A 20932-nucleotide genomic window follows, 5' to 3' on the forward strand; every position below is an offset into this window, starting at 1 on the left:
AACTATTTAAAATTTCATTTTCAGATTAAGGGCTTTGATCTGTGAAGTTAAAGTTCTTTCCAATTCATTATTAAATTTTGATAGCATTCGCGTTATACACAATAAGAATTGTATATGAATTATGACAGATCAATTAAGAGCAAAATTTGAGAATTTAGAACTGAACGCAGGTTTAGGGAAAATCAGCGCCTTTATTTCAATGTCAGTCAGCTTACTTTGTCTATTTGGTGCATTATGTTTTTTATTTCCCAGTGTATTAACAACCCCAGAACTCCGTCCTCTTTACGCAAAACACTATCATCTTTTTTATTATGGCCTGATTACGGGCATTATTATTAGCGCTAGTTTCGGTGCATTTAGTGCAATTGTTCGTCAAAACCGATATGGCTTTTACGGACTATGTTTTTCACTTATAGCAGCAGTTTTGGGCTGTGGTGTAATTGAGGCACCCGTTTTACCAAGTGTACCGTTTTATGCAGGTATCGATTATTTTGTACTGACCTTATTCATTTTAGCGTTCATTTTTATTCCCCTTGAAGGTTTTTTTGCTAAAAATCCTGAACAGAAAATATTAAGGGTGGGCTGGGTGACCGATATGAAATATTTCATGGTCAGCCATGTTGGGATTCAATTATTCAGTTTTTTAACGGTCATGCCGATTCAATATTGGATTACACATCTACCTGATAATCCAATTGTGCCTTATGTACAAGCTCAGCCAATCTGGCTGCAATTTATTGAACTATTAATTGTGGTCGACTTTACGGTGTATTGGTTACATCGAGCCATGCATGAAATTAATTTCTTATGGCGTTTTCATGCGATTCATCATTCGACTGAATATATGGATTGGTTAGCGTCTTCTCGTTTGCATGTGATAGAAGTGCTGATGACTCGCTTTATTGCGACATTACCTATTTTCCTGTTGGGTTTTCATACTTCAGCAGTTTTTGCTTATTTAGTTTTTATTTCATTTCACGCTATTTTCATTCATTCCAATGTACGTTTTCGTTTTCCATATTTGCGTTGGATTATCGCAACGCCAGAATTCCACCATTGGCATCACTCTTCAGAAAAACCAGCTATTGATAAAAACTACGCTGCTTTTATTCCACTCTATGATGTCATTTTTAAAACTGTCTATATGCCTAAACATTTGGCAAGTGTGTATGGAACAGTGGGCTATAAAATCCCAAATAGTTTTGTAAAACAGTTTACATGGCCTTTTAAAAAATATGTAAAACGCTTTTTGAAACCTTGGCGTGATCAGTAAGTAAAAAAACAGCCTCAATGGAGGCTATTTTTTAAATCATTATTTGTTTTTAATATTTTTAAAAATCATGAGAAGGGCAATCAGTGCAAGACCAATAATTAAACTTATATAAATATTGGCACTGTTCATAAGTCCGATTTTACCCACAAAGTAGCCTGCAAGAATTGCTGGAACACTAAAAGCCAAATAGCTTTCAACAAAAAATGCAGCCATTAAACCTGCACGTTCTTCAGGTAAAGCGAGGGGCATGACTGTGCGGATTGCTCCCATAAAAGCTGTACCAAAACCTACTCCGGTAATAATAGAACCAATAAATAGAACCACGGCACTTGTAAAATTAATTGCTAAAAATAAAACGGTTGCACCAATGATGATGGATAAAGTACCCGTGAGTAAAATACGAAAATTAGTAGATTTTCTAAGTGTCAGAATCCCTGCTGCACCTGAGAGTGCAAGAGCCATAAACATAATACCGTTTAGCCAAGCTGAAGATGTCTGAAAAATTTTTGCTAGCAAAGAGGGCATAAGTGATAAGAAAAAACCACTGACCATCCAAAGCGCAATATTAATAGGGCTAATACTTAATAGAGCACTTCTTGCTTGATGAGGAATAGCCATTTTGGGTTTTAAAGAAGCAAGTGCACCCGATCTTTTTTTTGCAGTTTCAGGGTTAAAAAAACTTAGAATAAGTTCAAATGCAAACAAAACACATAAAAGTTCAAAAACCAAATGTAATGGTTGAGCTGAAAATTGCAGAATAAAACATGTAATAAAAACTCCTACTGCCATGCCGACCATTGGAGCAATACTATTAATTAGCGAACCATGATGCTTACTGAAATCTAAAATTGCGGCTCCAATTGCAGAAACGGCAAGACCTGTTGCAATACCTTGCAAGCCACGTGCAATAAATAACATAGAAACATCGGAGGCAAAAAGGAAAAAGCTCATTGAAGCCATTTGCAAAAAAATCGCTGCAATAATGACAGGCCGACGTCCGATATAATCAGATAAAGAACCAATAATGAGTAAAGAGGCAAGTAAGGTAAACGCGTAGGTGGCAAAAATTAAAGTTAAAGTAACAGGCGAAAATTGCCATGCTTGTTGATACAAGCGATATAGAGGCGTAGGGGCACTAGACGCCGCCATAAAGGTCATGAGCGTGATTGTGTTTAAGGTCAACGCCACTGTTGAATCTAGCTGAAAAACTGATCCAGACCGTTTTGAACTTGAATTGTTCATATAAGATGAATAACATAAAAGCGAATATTTAGCTTTTATACATGATTTTTACACTAAAGCAAATCATTAGCTTTAGTGTATTTTGTATATACAAATATTATTTTAATCGTTTTTATTGAAGTAGAGTTAATTAATGGCAAAAGTTGTTACTGGGTTGCGCCCTGGCGGTCGTAGTGAAAGAATTCAAACTGCGGTACATCAAGCAGTAAAAGAGCTTCAAAAAAACTTGGAGCAAAGCCAAATTACTATACCCATGATTGCTCATGAAGCGGGAGTAACACCTTCTACAATTTATCGCCGTTGGGGAGATATCAATCAGTTATTTTCAGATGTAGCCCTTAATGAATTGAAACCGGATATGGAGCCAAAAGATTTAGGCTCATTTCAGCTTGATATCACGGCATGGGTTGAACAATATTTCGAAGAGTATTCTTCTGAAGTAGGACAAACATTGCTACGTGATCTGTTATATGCAACTGAATCTTCAAATGCTCGAAAGTGTGAAACTTTAATTATTCAACAACTTGATATTATTCAAGAAAGAGCTAAAAAACGTGGTGAATCAACTTTAGAAAATCAAGAAATTATTGAAGCTATTATTGCACCTATGTTATTTCGCATTTTATTCACTGATCGTGCATTAAACTTAGACTATGTCCATATTTTATTAGAGCGATTATTTAAGACTCATCCCAATTTTAATTAATTTATCGCGACCTATTAACCTAAATATTTAACAGGAAATAGACGCTTTTTCTTGTTAAATATTTATATATCAATTTTTCTTATTATTTTTAAATTAAATTTTCATAATTTATAATTTACATGTTTTTAACAAAATCATTTATTAAATAAATGGTAGGGTGTGATGGTGTAATTAAGTTTGTATAGGTGTTTTTACCCTTGTTTTTATCAAAAATATTAAAACTAAATAATTACTTATAGTAAATTCTAGTTGTTTTTTAAATTTTTTAAATCTAAAAATAAAAAGTATTCTATACAATTTAATGCATGATTTTCTAATTTGACATTTTTTAAATTTATAACACAGGCCGTTTTTTATTCTTTACAATGGCTTTTCCTTGATAAAGCGGCTTGTGGTGCTTGCTTTATATTTTATTTTTTTATCCCCATCGAAAAGGTATTTAGATAATGGATTTCAATACCCTTGACCAAGAAACGGTACAGAAAAAACAGAAATTTCACCAAATTTTGTATGTACAGGTCATTTTTGCAATTATTTTGGGCATTTTAATTGGTCATTTTTACCCAGAACTTGGCGAAAGTTTAAAACCGCTTGGTGATGCATTCATCAAGATCGTTAAAATGATTATTGCTCCCGTCATCTTTTTAACTGTTGTTACAGGCATTGCCAGTATGACAAACATGAGCCGAGTTGGCCGTGTGACTGGTAAGGCTATGCTCTATTTTCTGACCTTCTCAAGTTTGGCTCTTGTGGTTGGTATGATTGTGGCAAATATTATCCAACCGGGTAAAGGCCTTAACATTGATCCTGCTACCTTAGTCAACGACAAAGTAAATACTTATGTTGAAAAGGCGCATGCAACAAATATTACCGATTTCTTCATGAATATTATCCCGCAGACCTTAGTCAGTCCTTTGGCTGGTGGCGAGATTTTGCAGGTGTTATTTGTAGCAGTACTATTTGGTATTTCTTTGGCTGCTTTGGGTGACCGAGCACGTCCAATTACCGATTTCTTAAATAACTTAACAGCTCCAGTTTTCTACTTGGTTGGTATGTTAATGAAGCTTGCTCCAATTGGTGCTTTTGGTGCAATGGCTTTCACAATCGGTGCGTATGGAATTGAATCAATTGGTAATTTATTACTATTAATCATGACGTTCTATATCACTGCAGTCTTATTTATTTTAGTTATTTTAGGTGCAGTAGCTCGTTATAACGGTTTCTCAATTATTCATTTAATTCGTTATATCAAAGATGAACTTTGGTTGGTTTTAGGAACAAGTTCTTCAGAAGCAGCTTTGCCATCTTTAATGGACAAAATGCAAAAAGCAGGCTGTGAAAAATCGGTGGTCGGTTTGGTCATTCCAACAGGTTATTCATTTAACCTTGATGGTACAAATATCTATATGACTATGGCAGCTCTGTTTATTGCACAAGCATGTAATGTAGATTTATCAATTAGTGAACAAATTGCATTGCTTCTTGTTGCAATGGTAAGTTCTAAAGGTGCAGCAGGGGTGACTGGTGCAGGCTTTATTACTTTAGCTGCAACTCTATCAGTTGTGCCGGCTGTTCCTGTTGCGGGTATGGCTTTAATTCTTGGTATCGACCGTTTTATGTCTGAATGCCGTGCATTAACAAACTTAGTTGGTAATGCTTGCGCAACAATTGTGGTGGCACGTTGGGATAAGGCTTTAGATAAAGATCTTCTTGATAAAGCATTAAAGAACCATAAAGCAGATTAACCTTACAAAAAAATCTGTAGCTAAGGGCAATTTGGGAGAGTAGCCCTGCTACAGATTTTTTGTTTAATAACTAAAAAATATATTTTAATTAAGCCATTCTAAAGTTCTGCAATATTACTTATCTTTCAAGAAAGACAATGCTGTAATTAAAATCAAGTCGTGAAAAATTATGCTTTTAAGTGATCCTCAAACTCTTCACCTAATTGCATTGCCAATGAATTGCCGGCTAACTCACAAGTCACCAAACCATATTCTTTTTTAAAACTAAAAGTAAAACCTTTCCCGTCAGCAAGATTTTTAACTGAATACCCTAACTTTTCTAACCAAATACGAAACGCAATCAAATTTTTAGCTTTAACAACCTTTTTCACGTGAGAACTCCTTCTATCCGTGGCATTACATCTTATTTATTAATAGGGTTTTAATTAGATTTTTTAAAGGGGTAAAACTTTTTTTTATTTTGCAACTTGTAAAAAAGTAAGAAAAGATTTTACTTTTATAAAATTATAAATGTGTTATGTATCTAAAAAACAATAATTTTATATTTAAAAAGCTGCTTTCTTGAGTGTTTTTAAAAAATATAAATTCAACGTTATTTTTAGAATAATGAGCAAATAAAAAACAGATTAAATGTAAAAAATAATTACAGGTAACTATTAATAAGCAAGAGGATATAATTTTTAAAATGAAATTGTATCCTCTTTAAAAGCTTAACTTTAGAAATTATCTTTAAGAGCACGTAGGTGGGCGAAGTCTTCAACACTTTCTGCGCGAAGAAATGGGTTGGTTGCTAATTCAAGCTCAATCGTACTTGGTAGGGTGATTGATCCTTGTTTACGTTGCTCACGGACTTCTTCGGCTCGTTCTGATAGGGCATGGTTGTGCGGTTCTACCGTTAAAGCAAATTCCGCATTTGAAAGCGTGTATTCATGTGTGCAATATACTTTTGTGTGGGTTGGTAATGCTGCCAGACGACTCAGTGAGTGATACATTTGTTCGGCTGTGCCTTCAAATAATCGACCACATCCCATTGCAAATAAGGTATCACCGCAAAATACAGCTTCTAACTCTTCAATAAAATAGACAATATGTCCTAAGGTATGACCTGGGGTTGCAATAATCTCTACTTTTAAATCATTAAATTTTAGATGATCGTCATGTTGTAAGGGGTGAGTAATTCCCGGAATTTTTGTGAGCTCATCACGTGGGCCATAGACAGTAATATTTTGAGCAGTTGTTAAACCAGCGACACCACCAATATGGTCTTTATGCCAATGAGTAAGCCAGATTTCTTTTAATTTTAACTGATGATTCTGACAAAATTGAGTGACTAGTTCTGCTTCTGTTGGATCAACTGCTACAGCTTCTTGGGTTTCAGTATCTTCTAAAATCCAGATATAGTTTTGGAGAGCATTCTGCACATCAATAAAATGAATTCTGTAACGCATTGTTTTATCCTGAAACTAAATCCAAAGAGTAAATGAATAATGACTAAGTCTGATCATACCAGAAAATGTTATTGAGCCATGCACTCAACTGTCTTTAAGAAAGGGGTTATATAAAACAAAAAAAGCTCCCTAGAAGAGAGCTTTTTTTGTATAGGTAACTTAACGGAGCTTAGCGAGCCAGTTCCCTAGCGTTTGTACAATTTGTACTAATAGTAATAGGATAATGACTGTTAAAATCACAACACTTGTATCAAAACGTTGATAACCATAAGAAATTGCTAAATCACCAATACCACCTGCGCCAACTGCACCAGCCATGGCGGTTGCGCCAATAAGACTGATTGTCGCTGTGGTGAGGTTTAAAATGAGTGAACTACGTGCTTCAGGCAAAATAAAGCGAGAGATAATTTGCCAAGGTGTAGCACCCATTGCTTGAGCAGATTCAATAATTCCTTCATTGACTTCAAGTAATGAAGTTTCAATCAGACGTCCCATATATGGGCCAACATAAATAGTCAATGGAACAATAGCCGCCCATGTACCAATTGAAGTACCTACTAATAGTTTAGTAAGAGGAATTACTGCAATAAGTAAAATGATAAAAGGGAGGGAGCGTAAAGCATTTACAATTGGATTAAGTAAATGATAAATCACTTTATTCGGTAAAATACCCTCTGGGCGGGTAACTAATAAAATAATTCCCTGAATAAATCCCCAAATACCACCAAACAAAAGTGCGAAGAAAACCATATGAAAGGTTTCTTGCAAAGCTGTAACGAACTGATCAATAGAAAGGGAACTGTGCCAGAAAGGTTGAGTAAGTTCAGTTAACCACTGTACGATTAAATCTCTCATACTTGATCTCCTGATTGAACTACACCTACTTCATTTTGTTCCAAAAACTCAATAGCCTGTTTGATGAGCTGAGGATCACCTAAAAGCTGAACAAACATTTGACCAATAACTGTTCCATTAATTTCAGTCATGTTGGCAAATAAAATATTTAAGCTAATATCGAATTGTTTAATGAGTGATTGAATTACAGGTTCTTGAGCAGAACGCCCTAAAAATTGTAAACAGTAAATACTATGATGATGCTGGTTTTCGAGCTGATTTAAAATATTCACAGGCAACTGTTGATGTAAAACAGTTTGAATGAAGTTTTTAGTCGTTGGATGTTGAGGTTTGCTAAAGATATCAATCGTTGAACCTTGTTCAATGACTTTACCAGCTTCCATTACAGCCACATGATCACAAATAGTTTCAATGACATCCATTTCATGGGTCACCATAACAATCGTGATTTTTTGCTCTTGATTAATTTTCTTCAGCAGTTCTAAAACTGACTTGGTTGTTTGCGGATCTAGAGCAGAGGTTGCTTCATCACACAAAAGAATTTTTGGATGATTTGCTAAAGCACGGGCAATACCGACACGTTGCTTTTGACCGCCAGAAAGTTCATCTGGATAAGCATCTTTTTTATGCTTAAGATCAATGAATTCTAATAACTCATTTAAGCGCTTTTCACGTTCTACCTTGTTGTAATTCAGTAGACGCATTGGCATTTCAATATTTTCAGCAACCGTCTTGGTTTGTAGCAAATTGAAGTGCTGAAAAATCATTCCAATACTTGCACGTTCCTGACGTAATGAGCGCGCATCCAAAGCGGTGAAATCTTTCTGATTAATAATGATTTGACCTTCTGTTGGTCGCTCAAGTAGGTTGATCAGGCGGATTAAGGTACTTTTACCTGCACCACTATAGCCAATGATGCCAAAAATACTGCCCTCTGGAATCTCTAAATTGATTTGGTCGAGTGCGCGTATGGTTTGACTTTTGAGCTGATAGTGCTTTGAAATGTTTTTAAATTGAATCATATCGTCAGAAGCTATGCTGGAAAGAAAAAACAGGCAAAGAGAATTTGCCTGTTTCACGTTTCCGCTATTATATTACTATTTAGCTTCTGAGAGATAGCTGATTGGTTGATCTACGTCAACTTTTGTTCCGCCAAAACGCTCTGTTACATATTTTTTAGCTGCTGCACTGTGATATAGCTGCCCAACTTTTTGCAAAACAGCATCATTTTTGCGTGAATCAGCAGTTGCAAGAACGTTGACATTCAGTCGTGTGCTTTGATCAACAGGTTCATAGAAAATAGAATCTTTGAGTGCGTTCAAACCACCTTCCATTGCTAAGGTGTTACCTAGAACAACGGCATCAACTTCGTCTTTAATGCGTAATGCAGTTGCCATTTGGATTGGTTTGATATCAATCTTTTTGCTATTTTCGATGATGTCGTTTGGACTACCTTGAGCAGGATTAAAATTAGCTTTAAGTTTGATTAAGCCAGCTGTTTGCAATAAAAGTAAAGCACGAGCCTCGTTGGCAGCATCATTTGGGATTGCAATAATTGCGCCTTCTGGTAGTTCTTCAACTTTTTTGTGTTTACTCGAGTAAATACCCATTGGCTCAAGATATGTCGTAGAAACTGGTGCAATCTTATCTTGGTTTGATTTATTAAATGCAACAAGATATGAATATGACTGGAAAGCATTCAGATCTACTTCTTTGTTTGCAATGGCTGTATTCATCGAAACATAGTCTGTGAAGTTTTTCACTTCTAACTTTAAACCAGCAGCTTGGGTTTCAGGTAAAGTTGCGATATAACGCCAGATATCAGCATCTGAACCTGTAGAAGCAATTACTACCGTTTGTACTTGGGAGCTATCATTGTTTTGATTTGTTTGTGGAGAACCTTCTTGTTTACCACATGCTGCCAATAGTACTACTGACATGCTTAAAAAAAGGCTGATCAGCTTTTTCATTTAAAAAAGTCCTGATTGAGGAGATATAGAAAAATAACTATTGATCTACATCAATATGAAAAGGGAGGAGTTGGAATTACAACAGATTTAAACTCTGGTATCTTTTTCAGGGGTTCATAATTTGCTTGCATACTTTGGCCGTAAGAGAGGGTAATTGTTTTACAAACAAAAAACTGTTTCCCCAAACAGTTAATCCCCAAACTGTAGCCAAATGAGTGTTCATAAATTTAGAACATTAAAAAACTCTCTACATTCATAGTGTGTAGAGCAAGTCTTATGAAAATTATTAAAACAGCAGTGTTTATTGGCAGTTCCAACGTTATGCTAATGATATCAATAAAAGTGTGCTTGATATAGGGGGCTTCTTTTCTATTTGTTGATATCTTTAGCAAACTACTAAGATTTATATGATTTTCTTATATCGTGGTACACAAAAGAAAAGCCTCTATATAGAGGCTTTTCTTTAGGATCTTAAACTTGTGATATTTTTAAGCTTTTTCACGTGCAATTGCGCGGTAGCCAATGTCATTACGATATTGCATACCAGTAAAGGTTACTTGACCACATACTTCTAGCGCATTAATTTGTGCTTCAAGAACGCTGTCGCCCAATGCTGTTACACAAAGAACTCGACCACCAGAAGTCACAATGTGACCATCTTCACTAGTTGCAGTGCCTGCATGGAAAATTTTGGTATCTTCCGGTGATTGTCCGATACCTGAAATTACATCGCCTTTGCGGACACTATCAGGATAGCCTTCTGCTGCGAGTACAATACCAATTGACTTGCGTTCATCCCATTCAGCTTCTTTTGGTAAATTACCAGCAATGCCAGCTTCTACCAATTCAACAAGAGATGACTTTAAGCGCATCATGATCGGTTGAGTTTCAGGGTCACCAAAACGACAGTTAAACTCGATCACACGTGGTTGACCTTGCTCATCAATCATTAGACCAGCATATAAGAAACCAGTGTAAACATGTCCGTCAGCAGCCATACCTTCTACGGTCGGGTGCATGATTTCAGACATAACGCGTTCGAAAATGTCAGAAGTTACAACCGGAGCAGGAGAGTATGCACCCATACCGCCGGTGTTAGGACCTTGATCACCTTCAAAAATACGCTTGTGATCTTGTGAAGTTGCCATTGGTAAAATATTTTTACCATCAATCATACAAATGAAAGAAGCTTCTTCACCCGCAAGGAACTGTTCGATTACAACACGTGAACCAGCATCACCAAATTTGTTGCCAGCAAGCATGTCATCAATTGCTGCGAAAGCTTCTTCGTTGGTCATTGCAACGATTACGCCTTTACCAGCAGCAAGACCATCGGCTTTAATTACAATTGGTGCACCATTTTTTTCAACATAAGCTTTAGCTGCATCTACTTCAGTGAAAACGTCATAGAAAGCAGTTGGAATGTTGTGACGCTTTAAAAAGTGCTTAGCAAATGCTTTTGAACCTTCAAGCTGCGCTGCATATTGAGTAGGTCCCCAAATTTTTAAACCTGCTTCACGTGCAGCATCTACTACACCATTAACTAATGGTGCTTCTGGACCGACAATAATAAGATCAACATTATTTTCTTTAGCAAAAGCAATAATTGCTGAGTTGTCTAAAATATCAAGTTGAACATTAACACATTTGTCTTCTGTGGCAGTTCCAGCATTACCTGGCGCAACAAAAACTTGAGTAACATTGGTATCTTGCGCAATTTTCCATGCTAAAGCATGTTCACGACCACCACTACCTAAAACTAAAATATTCATTTTTAATTTGTTCCTTAACTTTAATCCTTTTCATCTCCCTCTATCCCTCAAGGTGGAGAGTTAGCTCCATTATTGTGGAAAACCCTCCTGAATAAAAGGAGGGTTAGGGAGGACTAAATTTAAATTAGTGGCGGAAATGGCGCATACCAGTGAAGACCATTGCAATACCAGCTTCATCAGCTGCTGCGATTACTTCTTCATCACGCATAGAACCACCTGGTTGAATAATGCATTTAATGCCAGCTTTAGCCGCATTATCAATCCCATCACGGAACGGGAAGAATGCATCAGATGCCATTACAGCACCTTCAACAACCAAACCAGCATGTTCAGCTTTAATAGCAGCAATACGAGCTGAGTTAACACGGCTCATTTGACCTGCACCAACACCAATAGTTTGGCGATTTTTCGCATAAACAATTGCATTTGATTTTACATATTTCGCAACTTTCCAAGCAAAGATGAGGTCATCAATTTCTTGTTCCGTTGGTGCGCATTTAGTTACTACTTTAAGATCATCTTTAGTAATCATACCTAAGTCTTGATCTTGAACTAATAAACCACCATTAACGCGTTTGTAGTCAAGTTGTGGTGCACGTGCGTCAATCGCAGGTAATTCGCCACATACTAAAACACGTACGTTTTTCTTAGCGCCAGTAACTTCAAGCACGCCATCAGCAATACTTGGAGCAATAATCACTTCAACGAATTGACGTTCTACAATTGCTTGAGCTGTTGCAACATCTAACTCACGGTTAAATGCAATGATACCGCCGAAAGCAGATTCCGGGTCAGTCGCATAAGCTAAATCGTAAGCAGCTTTAATGCCGTCTAAAGAAACAGCAACACCACAAGGGTTAGCATGTTTTACAATTACACAAGCAGGTTTTGCGAATGATTTAACACATTCAAGCGCAGCATCTGTGTCAGCAATGTTGTTATAAGACAATTCTTTGCCTTGTAACTGTTTTGCTGTAGAAACTGATGCTTCTTTTGCATTTGCTTCAACGTAAAATGCAGCAGATTGGTGTGGGTTTTCACCGTAACGTAGATCTTGTGCTTTGTTCAATTGAGTATTGAACGTACGAGGGAATAAATCAGCTTCACCTTCGGTCTTACCAACGCGAGCGCCTAAGTAAGAAGCGATCATGCCGTCGTATTGAGCAGTATGTTCAAATGCTTTAACAGCTAAATCAAAACGTGTTTCATAAGAAAGTGAACCAGCAGTTTTTAATTCATTGATTACGGTGTCGTAATCTGAAGCATTTACTACAATACCTACAGAAGCATGGTTTTTAGCAGCTGCGCGAACCATCGTAGGACCACCGATGTCGATATTTTCGATTGCATCAGGAAGAGTACAGTCAGGTTTTGCAACTGTTGCAGCGAATGGGTAAAGGTTTACAACAACTAGATCAATCGGATCAATGTTGTGTTCTTCCATTACTGCTTCGTCTAAGCCGCGACGAGCAAGAATACCGCCATGAATTTTTGGATGTAATGTCTTAACACGACCATCCATCATTTCAGGGAAGCTAGTATGTTCAGATACTTCAACAACTGCGATATTATTATCTTTAAGCAACTTGTATGTGCCGCCTGTAGATAATAATTCTACCCCTAAAGCTGCAAGGTTTTGAGCAAATTCGACAATTCCTGTCTTATCAGATACAGAAATCAAAGCACGTTTAATAGTCATGATGTTTAATTCAACAATTTCAAGTCTACGGATTAAAACCAATAAGCATAAAAAAATGCCCACGAAGTCGTGAGCATTTTATCATTTATTCACTCATTAAACCGTGAGCTTTTAACTTTTTGCGTAAAGTGCCACGGTTGAGTCCAAGAATCTCTGCAGCACGGGTTTGATTACCACGTGTATATTCAAGAACTACAGATAAAAGAGGTTTCTCCATTTCTGCTAGCACCATGTCATATACCTGAGATGGTTGCTCACCTTGCAATTGTGCAAAATAATGACGAACTGCGCGATCCACGTGGATGCGAAGAGCAACATCAGATTGTGCAGTAAAAATAGGAGATTTGCTATTCATGCGAGTTAATCCGAAAATCAAATACTAGCTTGGATAAAGTAGTATATAAATGTGGTCTAAAAATACGGAGTCCTGTTTTAGATCCTAAAACAGTGACTCTAAAACATAAGAACAATTAGCTTGCCATATTTCTTCGTATTGAATAAAAAATAAGCGTAACAATAGTTAAATATTTGTTACAGCTCCCTCAAAAACAAAAAAAGTTAGGCTATGTGCTTAAAGTAGAAAAGCACACATGCTTAACAGTATTTTTTTTTGGATTGAGAGCGAGGAGTATATGAGTCAAAGCTTTCGTGGCGCGTATCATACCATTGTCTAGGAAAAAGTGAGCAAATTAACTGCATTTTTTTTCATTTTTTTTTCACTTTTTTTACATTTTAGGGGTGGACAATTTCTAATCGATAATTTAATAGGCTTTTTTTGCTTTTGTTTAGCTCAAATTGGAATCGGAAAGGAGTATCAGAGGGAATGCGCTGAATACCCCGTAAGTTTTCAACAAGATATTGTTGAGGAGTTAATATAATTTCTTCTGTTTTGTTTGGCTCTGTTGTAAAACTTAACTTTAGGTTGGGAAGTTCAATACTTTTATCATTCTGATTAAGCAATATGCCTGAGAATTGCGTATGACTTGTGTCAACTTTGCGAAGTTTTAATTTCTCTATATAAATAAGTTGATATTGTTCGGCTGACTGATTGCAGTGCATTATTTCGCAAACATAATTAAATGCATGGCTAACGGTCGGGCTTGCATGCATAAGCTTGGGATTAAACCAGAGAATTTGAAAAGTAAAAACTAAAATTAAAATTAGGTTAGCAGAGCTCCAGAGCGTGTAGTACAGCCAACTATGCTTTTTATTATTGTCTTGTTCTTGTGAGGAAGCTTGTTCAGCTAAATTAAGATTTGGTAGGGCATTAATAGGTTCGTTGTGAAAATAATTTAAGTTGTTGAGATAGGTTAAAAGATCAATATTCGAATTTTCAACTTTTTGATCAAAGATATCTAATACATGTGAATGTGTCATATATCTCGTTTGCATTGAACCGTTGGCTAATGTAGATGAGTTAGATATGACAGGGTTTTCTATATTAATTAGATGGGTGAGAGCATTAAAGCTCGAATCACATTTAGGGCAACAAACCATACCCTGAGCAACAGTCAATTGAGTAAGAGATACTTTATAAACTGTTAAACACTTAGGACAGCGGGTTTGTTTTTCATTCATGAGTTAAAAAATCTCAATTTATTGTTTTACGTTTTCCTGAAATGCGACACCAGTTTTCTTCGCGTTTTTCGACATCTAATATATCAAAAAATTCAGAATAAACACGTGAAACATCAGTAACTTGCTCTTCAATTACACCTGCAAGTGCGAACTCACCGTCAGATTTAAGTAAATTTGCAAACTCTGGCGCAAGTGCCATTAATGGACCAGCCAAAATGTTTGCAACTAAAACGTCTGCTTGCTGAGGTTTGAACTCTTGATCAAATTCTTCAGGAAGGCCTACATATAGTCGATCTAATACACCATTAAGTTCAGCATTTTGTTTTGTTGCTAAAACAGCCTGAGGGTCAATATCAGTGGCATATACTTTTTTAGCACCTAACAATAAAGCAGCTACACCTAAAATGCCTGAACCACAACCATAATCAATCACAATCTTATCTTTAACGTCAGTTTTACCTAGCCATTGTAAGCATAAGAAGGTGCTCGCATGGTTACCTGTACCAAATGCAAGACCTGGATCTAATTTAATGTTAGTTGCATCAGCTTCTGGTGGCTCTAGCCATTCAGGTACGATCCAGAACTTTTCCCCAATTTGGATTGGTTCGTAATAATCCATCCATGCACGTTCCCATACTTGGTCTTCAAGTTCTTCATGACGTATAGGAGCATCTGGAAGTTGAGCTTTTAAGAAAGCTTCTAAAGTGTCGACATCAATTGGGTCTTGTTCGTCTTGTTGATAGATGCCTGTCACAATTACTTTGTTCCATAAAGGTGTTTCACCTGGTAATGGTTCAAGTAAAGCCTGATCTTCAGCATCATCCAGAGTTACGCTTACCGCACCTAGAGACATTAAAAGTGTTTCTGTGAACTCAACTTGTTCTTGATCAACGGTAATGTGTATTTGTAACCACTTCACAAAAAGGACCTAAAAATTTTATTTAAAGGCGTATTGTAGCGGACTAGACCGTTTTAAAAAAGAAAGCGGCTCATCTTTAATGAGCCGTCTTTGAAAATACTGATGAGATATGGCGAAAAATAAATGACTTCTTCTCTACCTTATGTCAAAACCGCTTAAGGAGCAGGGGCTTTAAATTGTAGCTTACCGTTTTCGTTTGGTTCACAAGTACCATTAAAGGTTACACCATTATGGCTATAAGATACCCATTCACCTTGCTGTTTTTTTACACAAGCTCTAAGTTGTTTTTGCGTCACTGATTTGCTTGAATCTGCAGCATGGCTAGCTGTTTTACTTGATTTAGCCACATGAGTCGATTTAGCAGTATGATTCGTCGCAGCGTGGGTCAACGTTACGCCTGAAAAACAAAGAAGAGATGCGGTTAAGATTTTTAACATAGTCGTTTTCATTTTGTGTTCCTTCTCGTTGCGTTAATTTTAAAGTCGTAGAAGTGCTGTACATTTTTTATTCTAAGATGAAAAAATCTTAAAAACATTCACTTTGTATTGAATTCATGCAACAAAATGTCAAAACATGTGGAGTACCGTAAATCATGTGAAGACAATTTTGTAATTATGTACATCAATAAGCAGATAATTTTGCTATAATGTTCCGTCTTTTTTTTCTGGTGTTTTTGTACTCATGCACTATCCTAAAGTTTATGATGTTATTGTTATCGGCGGCGGTCACGCAGGTACGGAAGCGGCCCTTGCTGCTGCGCGTATGGGACGACAGACTTTGCTTTTGACCCATAACATTGAGACTTTGGGCCAAATGAGTTGTAACCCAGCAATCGGTGGTATTGGTAAGTCGCATTTAGTACGTGAAATTGATGCACTTGGCGGTGCAATGGCTTTAGCTGCCGATAAAGGTGGTATTCAATTCCGTATTTTAAATTCACGTAAAGGTGCAGCAGTGCGTGCAACACGTGCTCAAGCTGACCGTGTGCGCTATAAAGCTGCCATCCGTGAGACTTTGGAAAATCAAGCAAATCTTGATATTTTCCAGCAAGCAGCAGATGACTTAATTGTTGAAGGTGATACGGTTAAAGGTGTTGTTACCCAAATGGGTATTCGCTTTGACGCGAAAACTGTTGTGTTGACTACGGGTACATTCTTGGGTGGTGTCATCCACGTTGGTTTAGAAAAATCAAGCGGTGGTCGTGCGGGTGATCCACCTTCTATTGCACTTGCTCAACGTTTACGCGAATTAAAACTACCTGTTGGTCGTTTAAAAACTGGTACTCCACCACGTATTGATGCACGTTCGGTTGATTTTTCAGTCATGATTCCACAGCCGGGTGATTTCCCGTCTCCAGTCATGTCGTTTATGGGTGATGCTTCTATGCACCCAGAACAAGTAAATTGTTATATCACGCATACGAATGAAAAAACCCACGACATTATTCGTGGTGGTTTAGATCGTTCACCAATGTATACCGGTGTTATTGAAGGTGTTGGTCCGCGTTACTGCCCGTCAATCGAAGATAAAATTCACCGTTTCGCTGATAAAGACTCACATCAAGTATTTTTGGAACCAGAAGGTTTAGATACACACGAGCTTTATCCAAATGGTATTTCGACTTCACTTCCATTTGATGTGCAGTTTGAACTTGTTCGCTCTATTCGCGGTATGGAAAATGCGCATATTTTGCGTCCAGGCTATGCGATTGAATATGATTATTTCAATCCGCAAGCTTTGAAATTCACTCTCGAAACTAAAGCGATTAATGGTCTATATTTTGCTGGCCAAATTAATGGTACAACAGGTTATGAAGAGGCCGGTGCTCAAGGTCTACTTGCTGGTTTAAATGCTGCGCGCCGTGCATGGGAGCAAGAAGAGTGGACACCTAAGCGTGACCAAGCTTACATGGGTGTGTTGGTTGATGACCTTATCACTTTAGGAACTAAAGAACCGTACCGTATGTTTACCTCGCGTGCGGAATATCGTTTGATGCTACGTGAAGACAATGCAGATCAACGTTTAACGACTGTGGGTCGTGAACTTGGTTTGGTTGATGATGTGCGTTGGGCTGCTTATTGTGAAAAAATGGAAGCAGTTGAGCGTGAAACTTCTCGTTTACAACATTTGTGGGCAGCACCAAATAACCCAATGGGTAAAAAATTCGTTGAAATGACGGGTGCTGACTTAAGTAAAGAATGTAGTGCAATTGATTTGCTTAAACGCCCTAATATTAACTTTGGTCAAATTGCAGAACTTACGGGTTCTGAAGTTTCTGAGCAAGTTGGTGAGCAAATCGAGATTGCTGTGAAATACGAAGGTTATATTAACCGTCAACACGAAGATGTAGCACAGTTAAAGCGTCTTGAAGAAACTAAAATTCCTAGTGATTTTAATTATGACGTAGTGTCTGGTTTATCGCGTGAAATTACCCAGAAGTTGAAAACAGTTCTTCCTGAAACATTAGCTCAAGCAAGCCGTATTCCTGGTGTTACACCAGCAGCAGTTCAGCTTGTAATGATCACAATTCGTAAGAACAATATGGTTAAGAAAACAGCTTAATCTTTTAAATGTAAAAAAGCCCAGTTAAGACTGGGCTTTTTTATTTTCTGTTCCAAAAATATATGGAAACTTCCTAAGGAAGAAAATAGATTTGACTTCCTTTTTTTCTTATTTCACATATTTCAAGCAGCCAGTTATATTGAATTCACGTTCAAACAAGAGGGCTTTAACCATGACAATGAAATCAATTCGCTACAATAGAGATGAAATTGCATGCCAATGTTCATGTTTAAAATAGCGCAAAAGAAAGAGCAGATCAGTTTGGTAGGGGGGGGCACAGATTGATCTGAAACAACTATAAATATAAGAGCCAATATAAAATTAAGAAAATTATAATTCAAAATCTAAAGAGAACCTCATGGTTCTCTTTTTTATATCTATTTACTCTCGGATTCAATTTCTCGCACAGCGTTGTGTACTTGAATAGGTTCGATATGTAGTAATTTCTTGCCAAAACTACGTAACCACCACACCAGTTGAGATGTAAAAGGTACGGTTGCGGTAACTTCTACAATATTTTCTTCAAGTGGAACTATAGTTTGGTCCTTGCTTAACTGACTTTCATAGAAAGTTCGAGCAGTTTGCTCTGTCATGGTTAAGGTGAGTTGAATTGATTCAGTTGGCTGTTTGTAGTCTACTCTAAAGCCTAAAGCGCCTGAATCGATATAATGATCAATATCAAAATTGACAGGATGCAGTGCTCGACTATCTAAGACTTTTGCTGATTTAAAACGGTGCAAGGCAAACGTTTGAACTTCAGTTTTGTCATGTCGTGTGCAAATCAAATAAATTACTGCACCTTTTTGTACCAAAGCCAAAGGATTTAAAACATAAGTTTTGTCTTCTCCTTGGTTGACTCGTGCCCGATAAATACATTCTATTTGCTTGTCTTGGAGTAGACCTTCGTAAATTGCTTGTTGAGCAGCACGGTCGACTACAGGCGGGATAAGAGGTTGACTTGCAGGAACAATACGTACTCGGTTAATCCACTGTCGCACATTATTTTGTGTAGAGAGGCTGCGTTTAGCTAAATCAAACCAAGGTCCCATCTCATCAAGCAGACTAGGGGGAAGTAAGTGTTTAAGATGCTCCTCGACCATCATAAATGTTACTGCCTGAGAGCTCGTCATGTGGGGTAAGCTCTGAATAGGGGCGTCTGATTGCCACCGCCAGCCTTGAGGTACAGCCTTATTACTTTCAATTGGAAAGCGCTGAGCAATTTGATTTAAATCACGCTGAATAGTCCTTAAACTAATATCAATACCTTCGCGTTCAAGCATTTCTTGTAATTCTCGTGTCCCGATCCATTTACCAGTCGGAAGGCGAGATAAGATCTGCCATTGGCGATATAAACTATTCGAAGTTTCTTTTTCTATTACAGACATAAGCGTAATACATCTATATCCAATTGCTTTGGTGTCAACACAATAAAAAATCTTTACACATTTAGCAAGTTTGTCAGATTCGGTTTATGAGTGCTTTTACAATCGATGTTAAGATTTAAAAGAAGAAAGTTATAACAAAACACCGTAAAAATATTAAACATATATAAGTGGCACTGAAATTGCTTATTTAAAAATGAAATATAGATAAATGATAAGACGAGGTGGTTATGTCAGAACAAGAGCATGAATTACATATAGATAGTGATTTTTTTATACAAGAGCAGACAACTACGGCACTCATTAACCCAACCTCTTTTTTAGAACATATTTCCGTACAAACCAATCTGTTTGAGCAGCTAAAATCACAGTTTTTTAACGAGATGCTGGATGATGTAACATCAAATGGGGCTGCTTCTAAAAAAATTGAACAATGGTTGAGTATTCGTACTTTAGATGAATTAAAAGAGTTAAATGCTCAAGCGAAGCAGCATTTTCTTTATCATGGAATTACTTTTAACGTATACGGTGATAAAGAAGGCACAGAGCGAACGATTCCTTTTGATTTAATTCCACGTGTGATTGAAAAAAAACAGTGGGAGAAAGTAGCTTCGGGCTGCGCACAACGTGTTAAAGCATTAAATTATTTCCTAGATGATATTTATCATGGACAACATATTTTAAAAGAAAAACTGATTCCCGAAGATCAAATCATGGGGAATGAGGCTTTTCAGCCCCATATGCTCAAACATGCTTTGAAAGGTAAAATTTATTCACAAATTAGCGGAATTGATATTATTCGCGATGGTGAAGGAGAGTTTTTTGTTCTAGAAGATAATTTAAGAACGCCTTCTGGTGTGTCATACATGATTGAAAGTAGAAACATTAGCCAACAATTGATGCCTGAACTATGTGCTGCCAATAATTTGCAGGGAATTGAGCATTATCCAAAACTTTTAAAAGAAATATTGCAGGAGAATTCATCTGCGGACCAACCTTTTGTGGTGGTACTGACACCGGGACGTTTTAACAGTGCTTTTTATGAGCATGCTTTTCTAGCACGTGAAATGGAGGTGCCACTGGTTACAAATCGCGATTTATTTGTCGAAAATGATCAAGTATTTGTCAAAACTATTCGTGGGCGTCAAAAAGTAGATGTGATTTACCGCCGATTAGATGATGATTTTCTAGATCCTCTAGCATTTAGGCCAGACAGTGCTTTAGGTGTAGCAGGTCTGATGTCTGCTTATTTGCAAAAAAATGTTGTGATTGCAAATGCGCCTGGAACAGGCGTGGCTGATGATAAATCTATTTATCCTTACGTGGATCAAATGATTCAATATTATTTGGGCGAAACACCAATTCTAAAAAATGTACCTACTTATCAGTGCCGTAAAGATGAACACTTAGATTATGTGCTGTCTAATTTAGATCAATTAGTTGTTAAAGAAGCACAGGGATCGGGTGGCTATGGCATGTTAATTGGGCCTCAAGCAAGTTCGTGTGAAATTGATGATTTTAGAAAAAAATTGATCGCCACGCCTCATATGTACATTGCACAACCTACCTTAGCTTTATCTGTGGCTCCGACTTTAACTACAGGAGGGGTGGCTGAACGTCACATCGACTTACGTCCATTTGTATTGAGTTCCCCTTATCGTACGGAAATAGTGCCGGGTGGCTTAACACGAGTGGCCATGCAGGCTGGTTCTCTAGTCGTAAATTCGTCCCAAGGTGGCGGTATAAAAGATACATGGGTTGTCGAAACATTACATTCTTGA

Annotated in this window: 18 protein-coding genes; 5 read left to right on the top strand and 13 right to left on the bottom strand. The window is 37.2% G+C overall.

Features of this window, described 5'->3' with window-relative positions:
* The first annotated feature begins 121 nt into the window (after positions 1-121).
* On the top strand, positions 122-1273 hold the full coding sequence (locus MMY79_RS06285; RefSeq protein ID WP_252612563.1) for a sterol desaturase family protein: 1152 nt from the start codon (positions 122-124) through the stop codon (positions 1271-1273).
* Between the two features lie 39 nt (positions 1274-1312).
* Here MMY79_RS06285 and MMY79_RS06290 read toward each other — a convergent pair whose 3' ends face one another.
* Positions 1313-2515 carry an MFS transporter gene (locus MMY79_RS06290; RefSeq protein WP_252612564.1) on the bottom strand — a complete coding sequence of 401 codons (1203 nt, stop codon included), beginning with the start codon at positions 2513-2515 and terminating at the stop codon, positions 1313-1315.
* 133 nt (positions 2516-2648) lie between these two features.
* Between MMY79_RS06290 and MMY79_RS06295 the strand changes: the two genes are divergently transcribed.
* The gene (locus MMY79_RS06295; RefSeq protein ID WP_252612565.1) at positions 2649-3221 is read left to right on the top strand and encodes a TetR/AcrR family transcriptional regulator; all 573 of its coding nucleotides are present in this window, start codon (positions 2649-2651) and stop codon (positions 3219-3221) included.
* 446 nt (positions 3222-3667) lie between these two features.
* Positions 3668-4966, top strand: coding sequence for a dicarboxylate/amino acid:cation symporter (locus MMY79_RS06300; protein WP_252612566.1), 1299 nt, complete (start codon positions 3668-3670; stop codon positions 4964-4966).
* A 167-nt stretch (positions 4967-5133) separates the two neighbouring features.
* Here MMY79_RS06300 and MMY79_RS06305 read toward each other — a convergent pair whose 3' ends face one another.
* From MMY79_RS06305 to MMY79_RS06355, 11 genes are all read right to left on the bottom strand, one after another.
* Complete coding sequence (locus tag MMY79_RS06305) at positions 5134-5337, bottom strand: hypothetical protein (protein ID WP_003652518.1); 204 nt, start codon at positions 5335-5337, stop codon at positions 5134-5136.
* Between the two features lie 345 nt (positions 5338-5682).
* Positions 5683-6414 (bottom strand): hydroxyacylglutathione hydrolase, encoded by a 732-nt coding sequence (gene gloB / locus MMY79_RS06310; protein WP_252612567.1) that lies wholly within the window; start codon positions 6412-6414, stop codon positions 5683-5685.
* Between the two features lie 159 nt (positions 6415-6573).
* A complete protein-coding gene (locus tag MMY79_RS06315) occupies positions 6574-7269 on the bottom strand; it encodes a methionine ABC transporter permease (RefSeq protein WP_003652516.1) in 696 nt (231 codons plus the stop codon).
* The gene (locus tag MMY79_RS06320; RefSeq protein WP_004791425.1) at positions 7266-8291 is read right to left on the bottom strand and encodes a methionine ABC transporter ATP-binding protein; all 1026 of its coding nucleotides are present in this window, start codon (positions 8289-8291) and stop codon (positions 7266-7268) included. Before MMY79_RS06320 ends, MMY79_RS06315 begins: the two co-directional genes overlap by 4 nt.
* A 75-nt stretch (positions 8292-8366) precedes the next feature.
* A complete protein-coding gene (locus MMY79_RS06325) occupies positions 8367-9239 on the bottom strand; it encodes a MetQ/NlpA family ABC transporter substrate-binding protein (RefSeq protein ID WP_252612568.1) in 873 nt (290 codons plus the stop codon).
* Positions 9240-9727: 488 nt separating this feature from the next.
* Positions 9728-11011, bottom strand: a complete 1284-nt coding sequence (gene purD, locus MMY79_RS06330; RefSeq protein ID WP_151743192.1) for a phosphoribosylamine--glycine ligase — start codon at positions 11009-11011, stop codon at positions 9728-9730.
* Positions 11012-11135: 124 nt separating this feature from the next.
* Positions 11136-12710, bottom strand: a complete 1575-nt coding sequence (gene purH, locus MMY79_RS06335; RefSeq protein WP_252612569.1) for a bifunctional phosphoribosylaminoimidazolecarboxamide formyltransferase/IMP cyclohydrolase — start codon at positions 12708-12710, stop codon at positions 11136-11138.
* Between the two features lie 85 nt (positions 12711-12795).
* Positions 12796-13065 (bottom strand): DNA-binding transcriptional regulator Fis, encoded by a 270-nt coding sequence (fis, locus tag MMY79_RS06340; protein ID WP_001086304.1) that lies wholly within the window; start codon positions 13063-13065, stop codon positions 12796-12798.
* 377 nt (positions 13066-13442) lie between these two features.
* The gene (locus tag MMY79_RS06345) at positions 13443-14288 is read right to left on the bottom strand and encodes a zinc-ribbon and DUF3426 domain-containing protein (protein ID WP_252612570.1); all 846 of its coding nucleotides are present in this window, start codon (positions 14286-14288) and stop codon (positions 13443-13445) included.
* A gap of 13 nt (positions 14289-14301) precedes the next feature.
* On the bottom strand, positions 14302-15207 hold the full coding sequence (gene prmA / locus MMY79_RS06350; RefSeq protein ID WP_252612571.1) for a 50S ribosomal protein L11 methyltransferase: 906 nt from the start codon (positions 15205-15207) through the stop codon (positions 14302-14304).
* Between the two features lie 155 nt (positions 15208-15362).
* Positions 15363-15656, bottom strand: coding sequence for a hypothetical protein (locus MMY79_RS06355; protein ID WP_252612572.1), 294 nt, complete (start codon positions 15654-15656; stop codon positions 15363-15365).
* Positions 15657-15888: 232 nt separating this feature from the next.
* Here MMY79_RS06355 and mnmG point away from each other — a divergent pair, with 232 nt between their 5' ends.
* Positions 15889-17769, top strand: a complete 1881-nt coding sequence (gene mnmG, locus MMY79_RS06360) for a tRNA uridine-5-carboxymethylaminomethyl(34) synthesis enzyme MnmG (protein WP_252612573.1) — start codon at positions 15889-15891, stop codon at positions 17767-17769.
* A gap of 377 nt (positions 17770-18146) precedes the next feature.
* Here mnmG and MMY79_RS06365 read toward each other — a convergent pair whose 3' ends face one another.
* Positions 18147-19154, bottom strand: a complete 1008-nt coding sequence (locus MMY79_RS06365) for a WYL domain-containing protein (protein WP_252612574.1) — start codon at positions 19152-19154, stop codon at positions 18147-18149.
* Positions 19155-19381: 227 nt separating this feature from the next.
* On the opposite strand from MMY79_RS06365, the gene MMY79_RS06370 reads away from it, so the two are divergent.
* Positions 19382-20932: a circularly permuted type 2 ATP-grasp protein gene (locus tag MMY79_RS06370; protein ID WP_252612575.1), complete on the top strand. Its 1551-nt coding sequence runs from the start codon at positions 19382-19384 to the stop codon at positions 20930-20932.

The organism is Acinetobacter sp. XS-4 (assembly GCF_023920705.1).
Lineage (GTDB): Bacteria > Pseudomonadota > Gammaproteobacteria > Pseudomonadales > Moraxellaceae > Acinetobacter.

Excerpts from the sequence above, each read along its gene's own strand:
- MMY79_RS06285 (WP_252612563.1), top strand. The coding sequence starts at position 122 with ATGACAGATCAATTAAGAGCAAAATTTGAGAATTTAGAACTGAACGCA.
- MMY79_RS06290 (WP_252612564.1), bottom strand. The coding sequence starts at position 2,515 with ATGAACAATTCAAGTTCAAAACGGTCTGGATCAGTTTTTCAGCTAGAT.
- MMY79_RS06295 (WP_252612565.1), top strand. The coding sequence starts at position 2,649 with ATGGCAAAAGTTGTTACTGGGTTGCGCCCTGGCGGTCGTAGTGAAAGA.
- MMY79_RS06300 (WP_252612566.1), top strand. The coding sequence starts at position 3,668 with ATGGATTTCAATACCCTTGACCAAGAAACGGTACAGAAAAAACAGAAA.
- gloB (WP_252612567.1), bottom strand. The coding sequence starts at position 6,414 with ATGCGTTACAGAATTCATTTTATTGATGTGCAGAATGCTCTCCAAAAC.
- MMY79_RS06315 (WP_003652516.1), bottom strand. The coding sequence starts at position 7,269 with ATGAGAGATTTAATCGTACAGTGGTTAACTGAACTTACTCAACCTTTC.
- MMY79_RS06320 (WP_004791425.1), bottom strand. The coding sequence starts at position 8,291 with ATGATTCAATTTAAAAACATTTCAAAGCACTATCAGCTCAAAAGTCAA.
- MMY79_RS06325 (WP_252612568.1), bottom strand. The coding sequence starts at position 9,239 with ATGAAAAAGCTGATCAGCCTTTTTTTAAGCATGTCAGTAGTACTATTG.
- purD (WP_151743192.1), bottom strand. The coding sequence starts at position 11,011 with ATGAATATTTTAGTTTTAGGTAGTGGTGGTCGTGAACATGCTTTAGCA.
- purH (WP_252612569.1), bottom strand. The coding sequence starts at position 12,710 with ATGACTATTAAACGTGCTTTGATTTCTGTATCTGATAAGACAGGAATT.
- fis (WP_001086304.1), bottom strand. The coding sequence starts at position 13,065 with ATGAATAGCAAATCTCCTATTTTTACTGCACAATCTGATGTTGCTCTT.
- MMY79_RS06345 (WP_252612570.1), bottom strand. The coding sequence starts at position 14,288 with ATGAATGAAAAACAAACCCGCTGTCCTAAGTGTTTAACAGTTTATAAA.
- MMY79_RS06355 (WP_252612572.1), bottom strand. The coding sequence starts at position 15,656 with ATGAAAACGACTATGTTAAAAATCTTAACCGCATCTCTTCTTTGTTTT.
- mnmG (WP_252612573.1), top strand. The coding sequence starts at position 15,889 with ATGCACTATCCTAAAGTTTATGATGTTATTGTTATCGGCGGCGGTCAC.
- MMY79_RS06365 (WP_252612574.1), bottom strand. The coding sequence starts at position 19,154 with ATGTCTGTAATAGAAAAAGAAACTTCGAATAGTTTATATCGCCAATGG.
- MMY79_RS06370 (WP_252612575.1), top strand. The coding sequence starts at position 19,382 with ATGTCAGAACAAGAGCATGAATTACATATAGATAGTGATTTTTTTATA.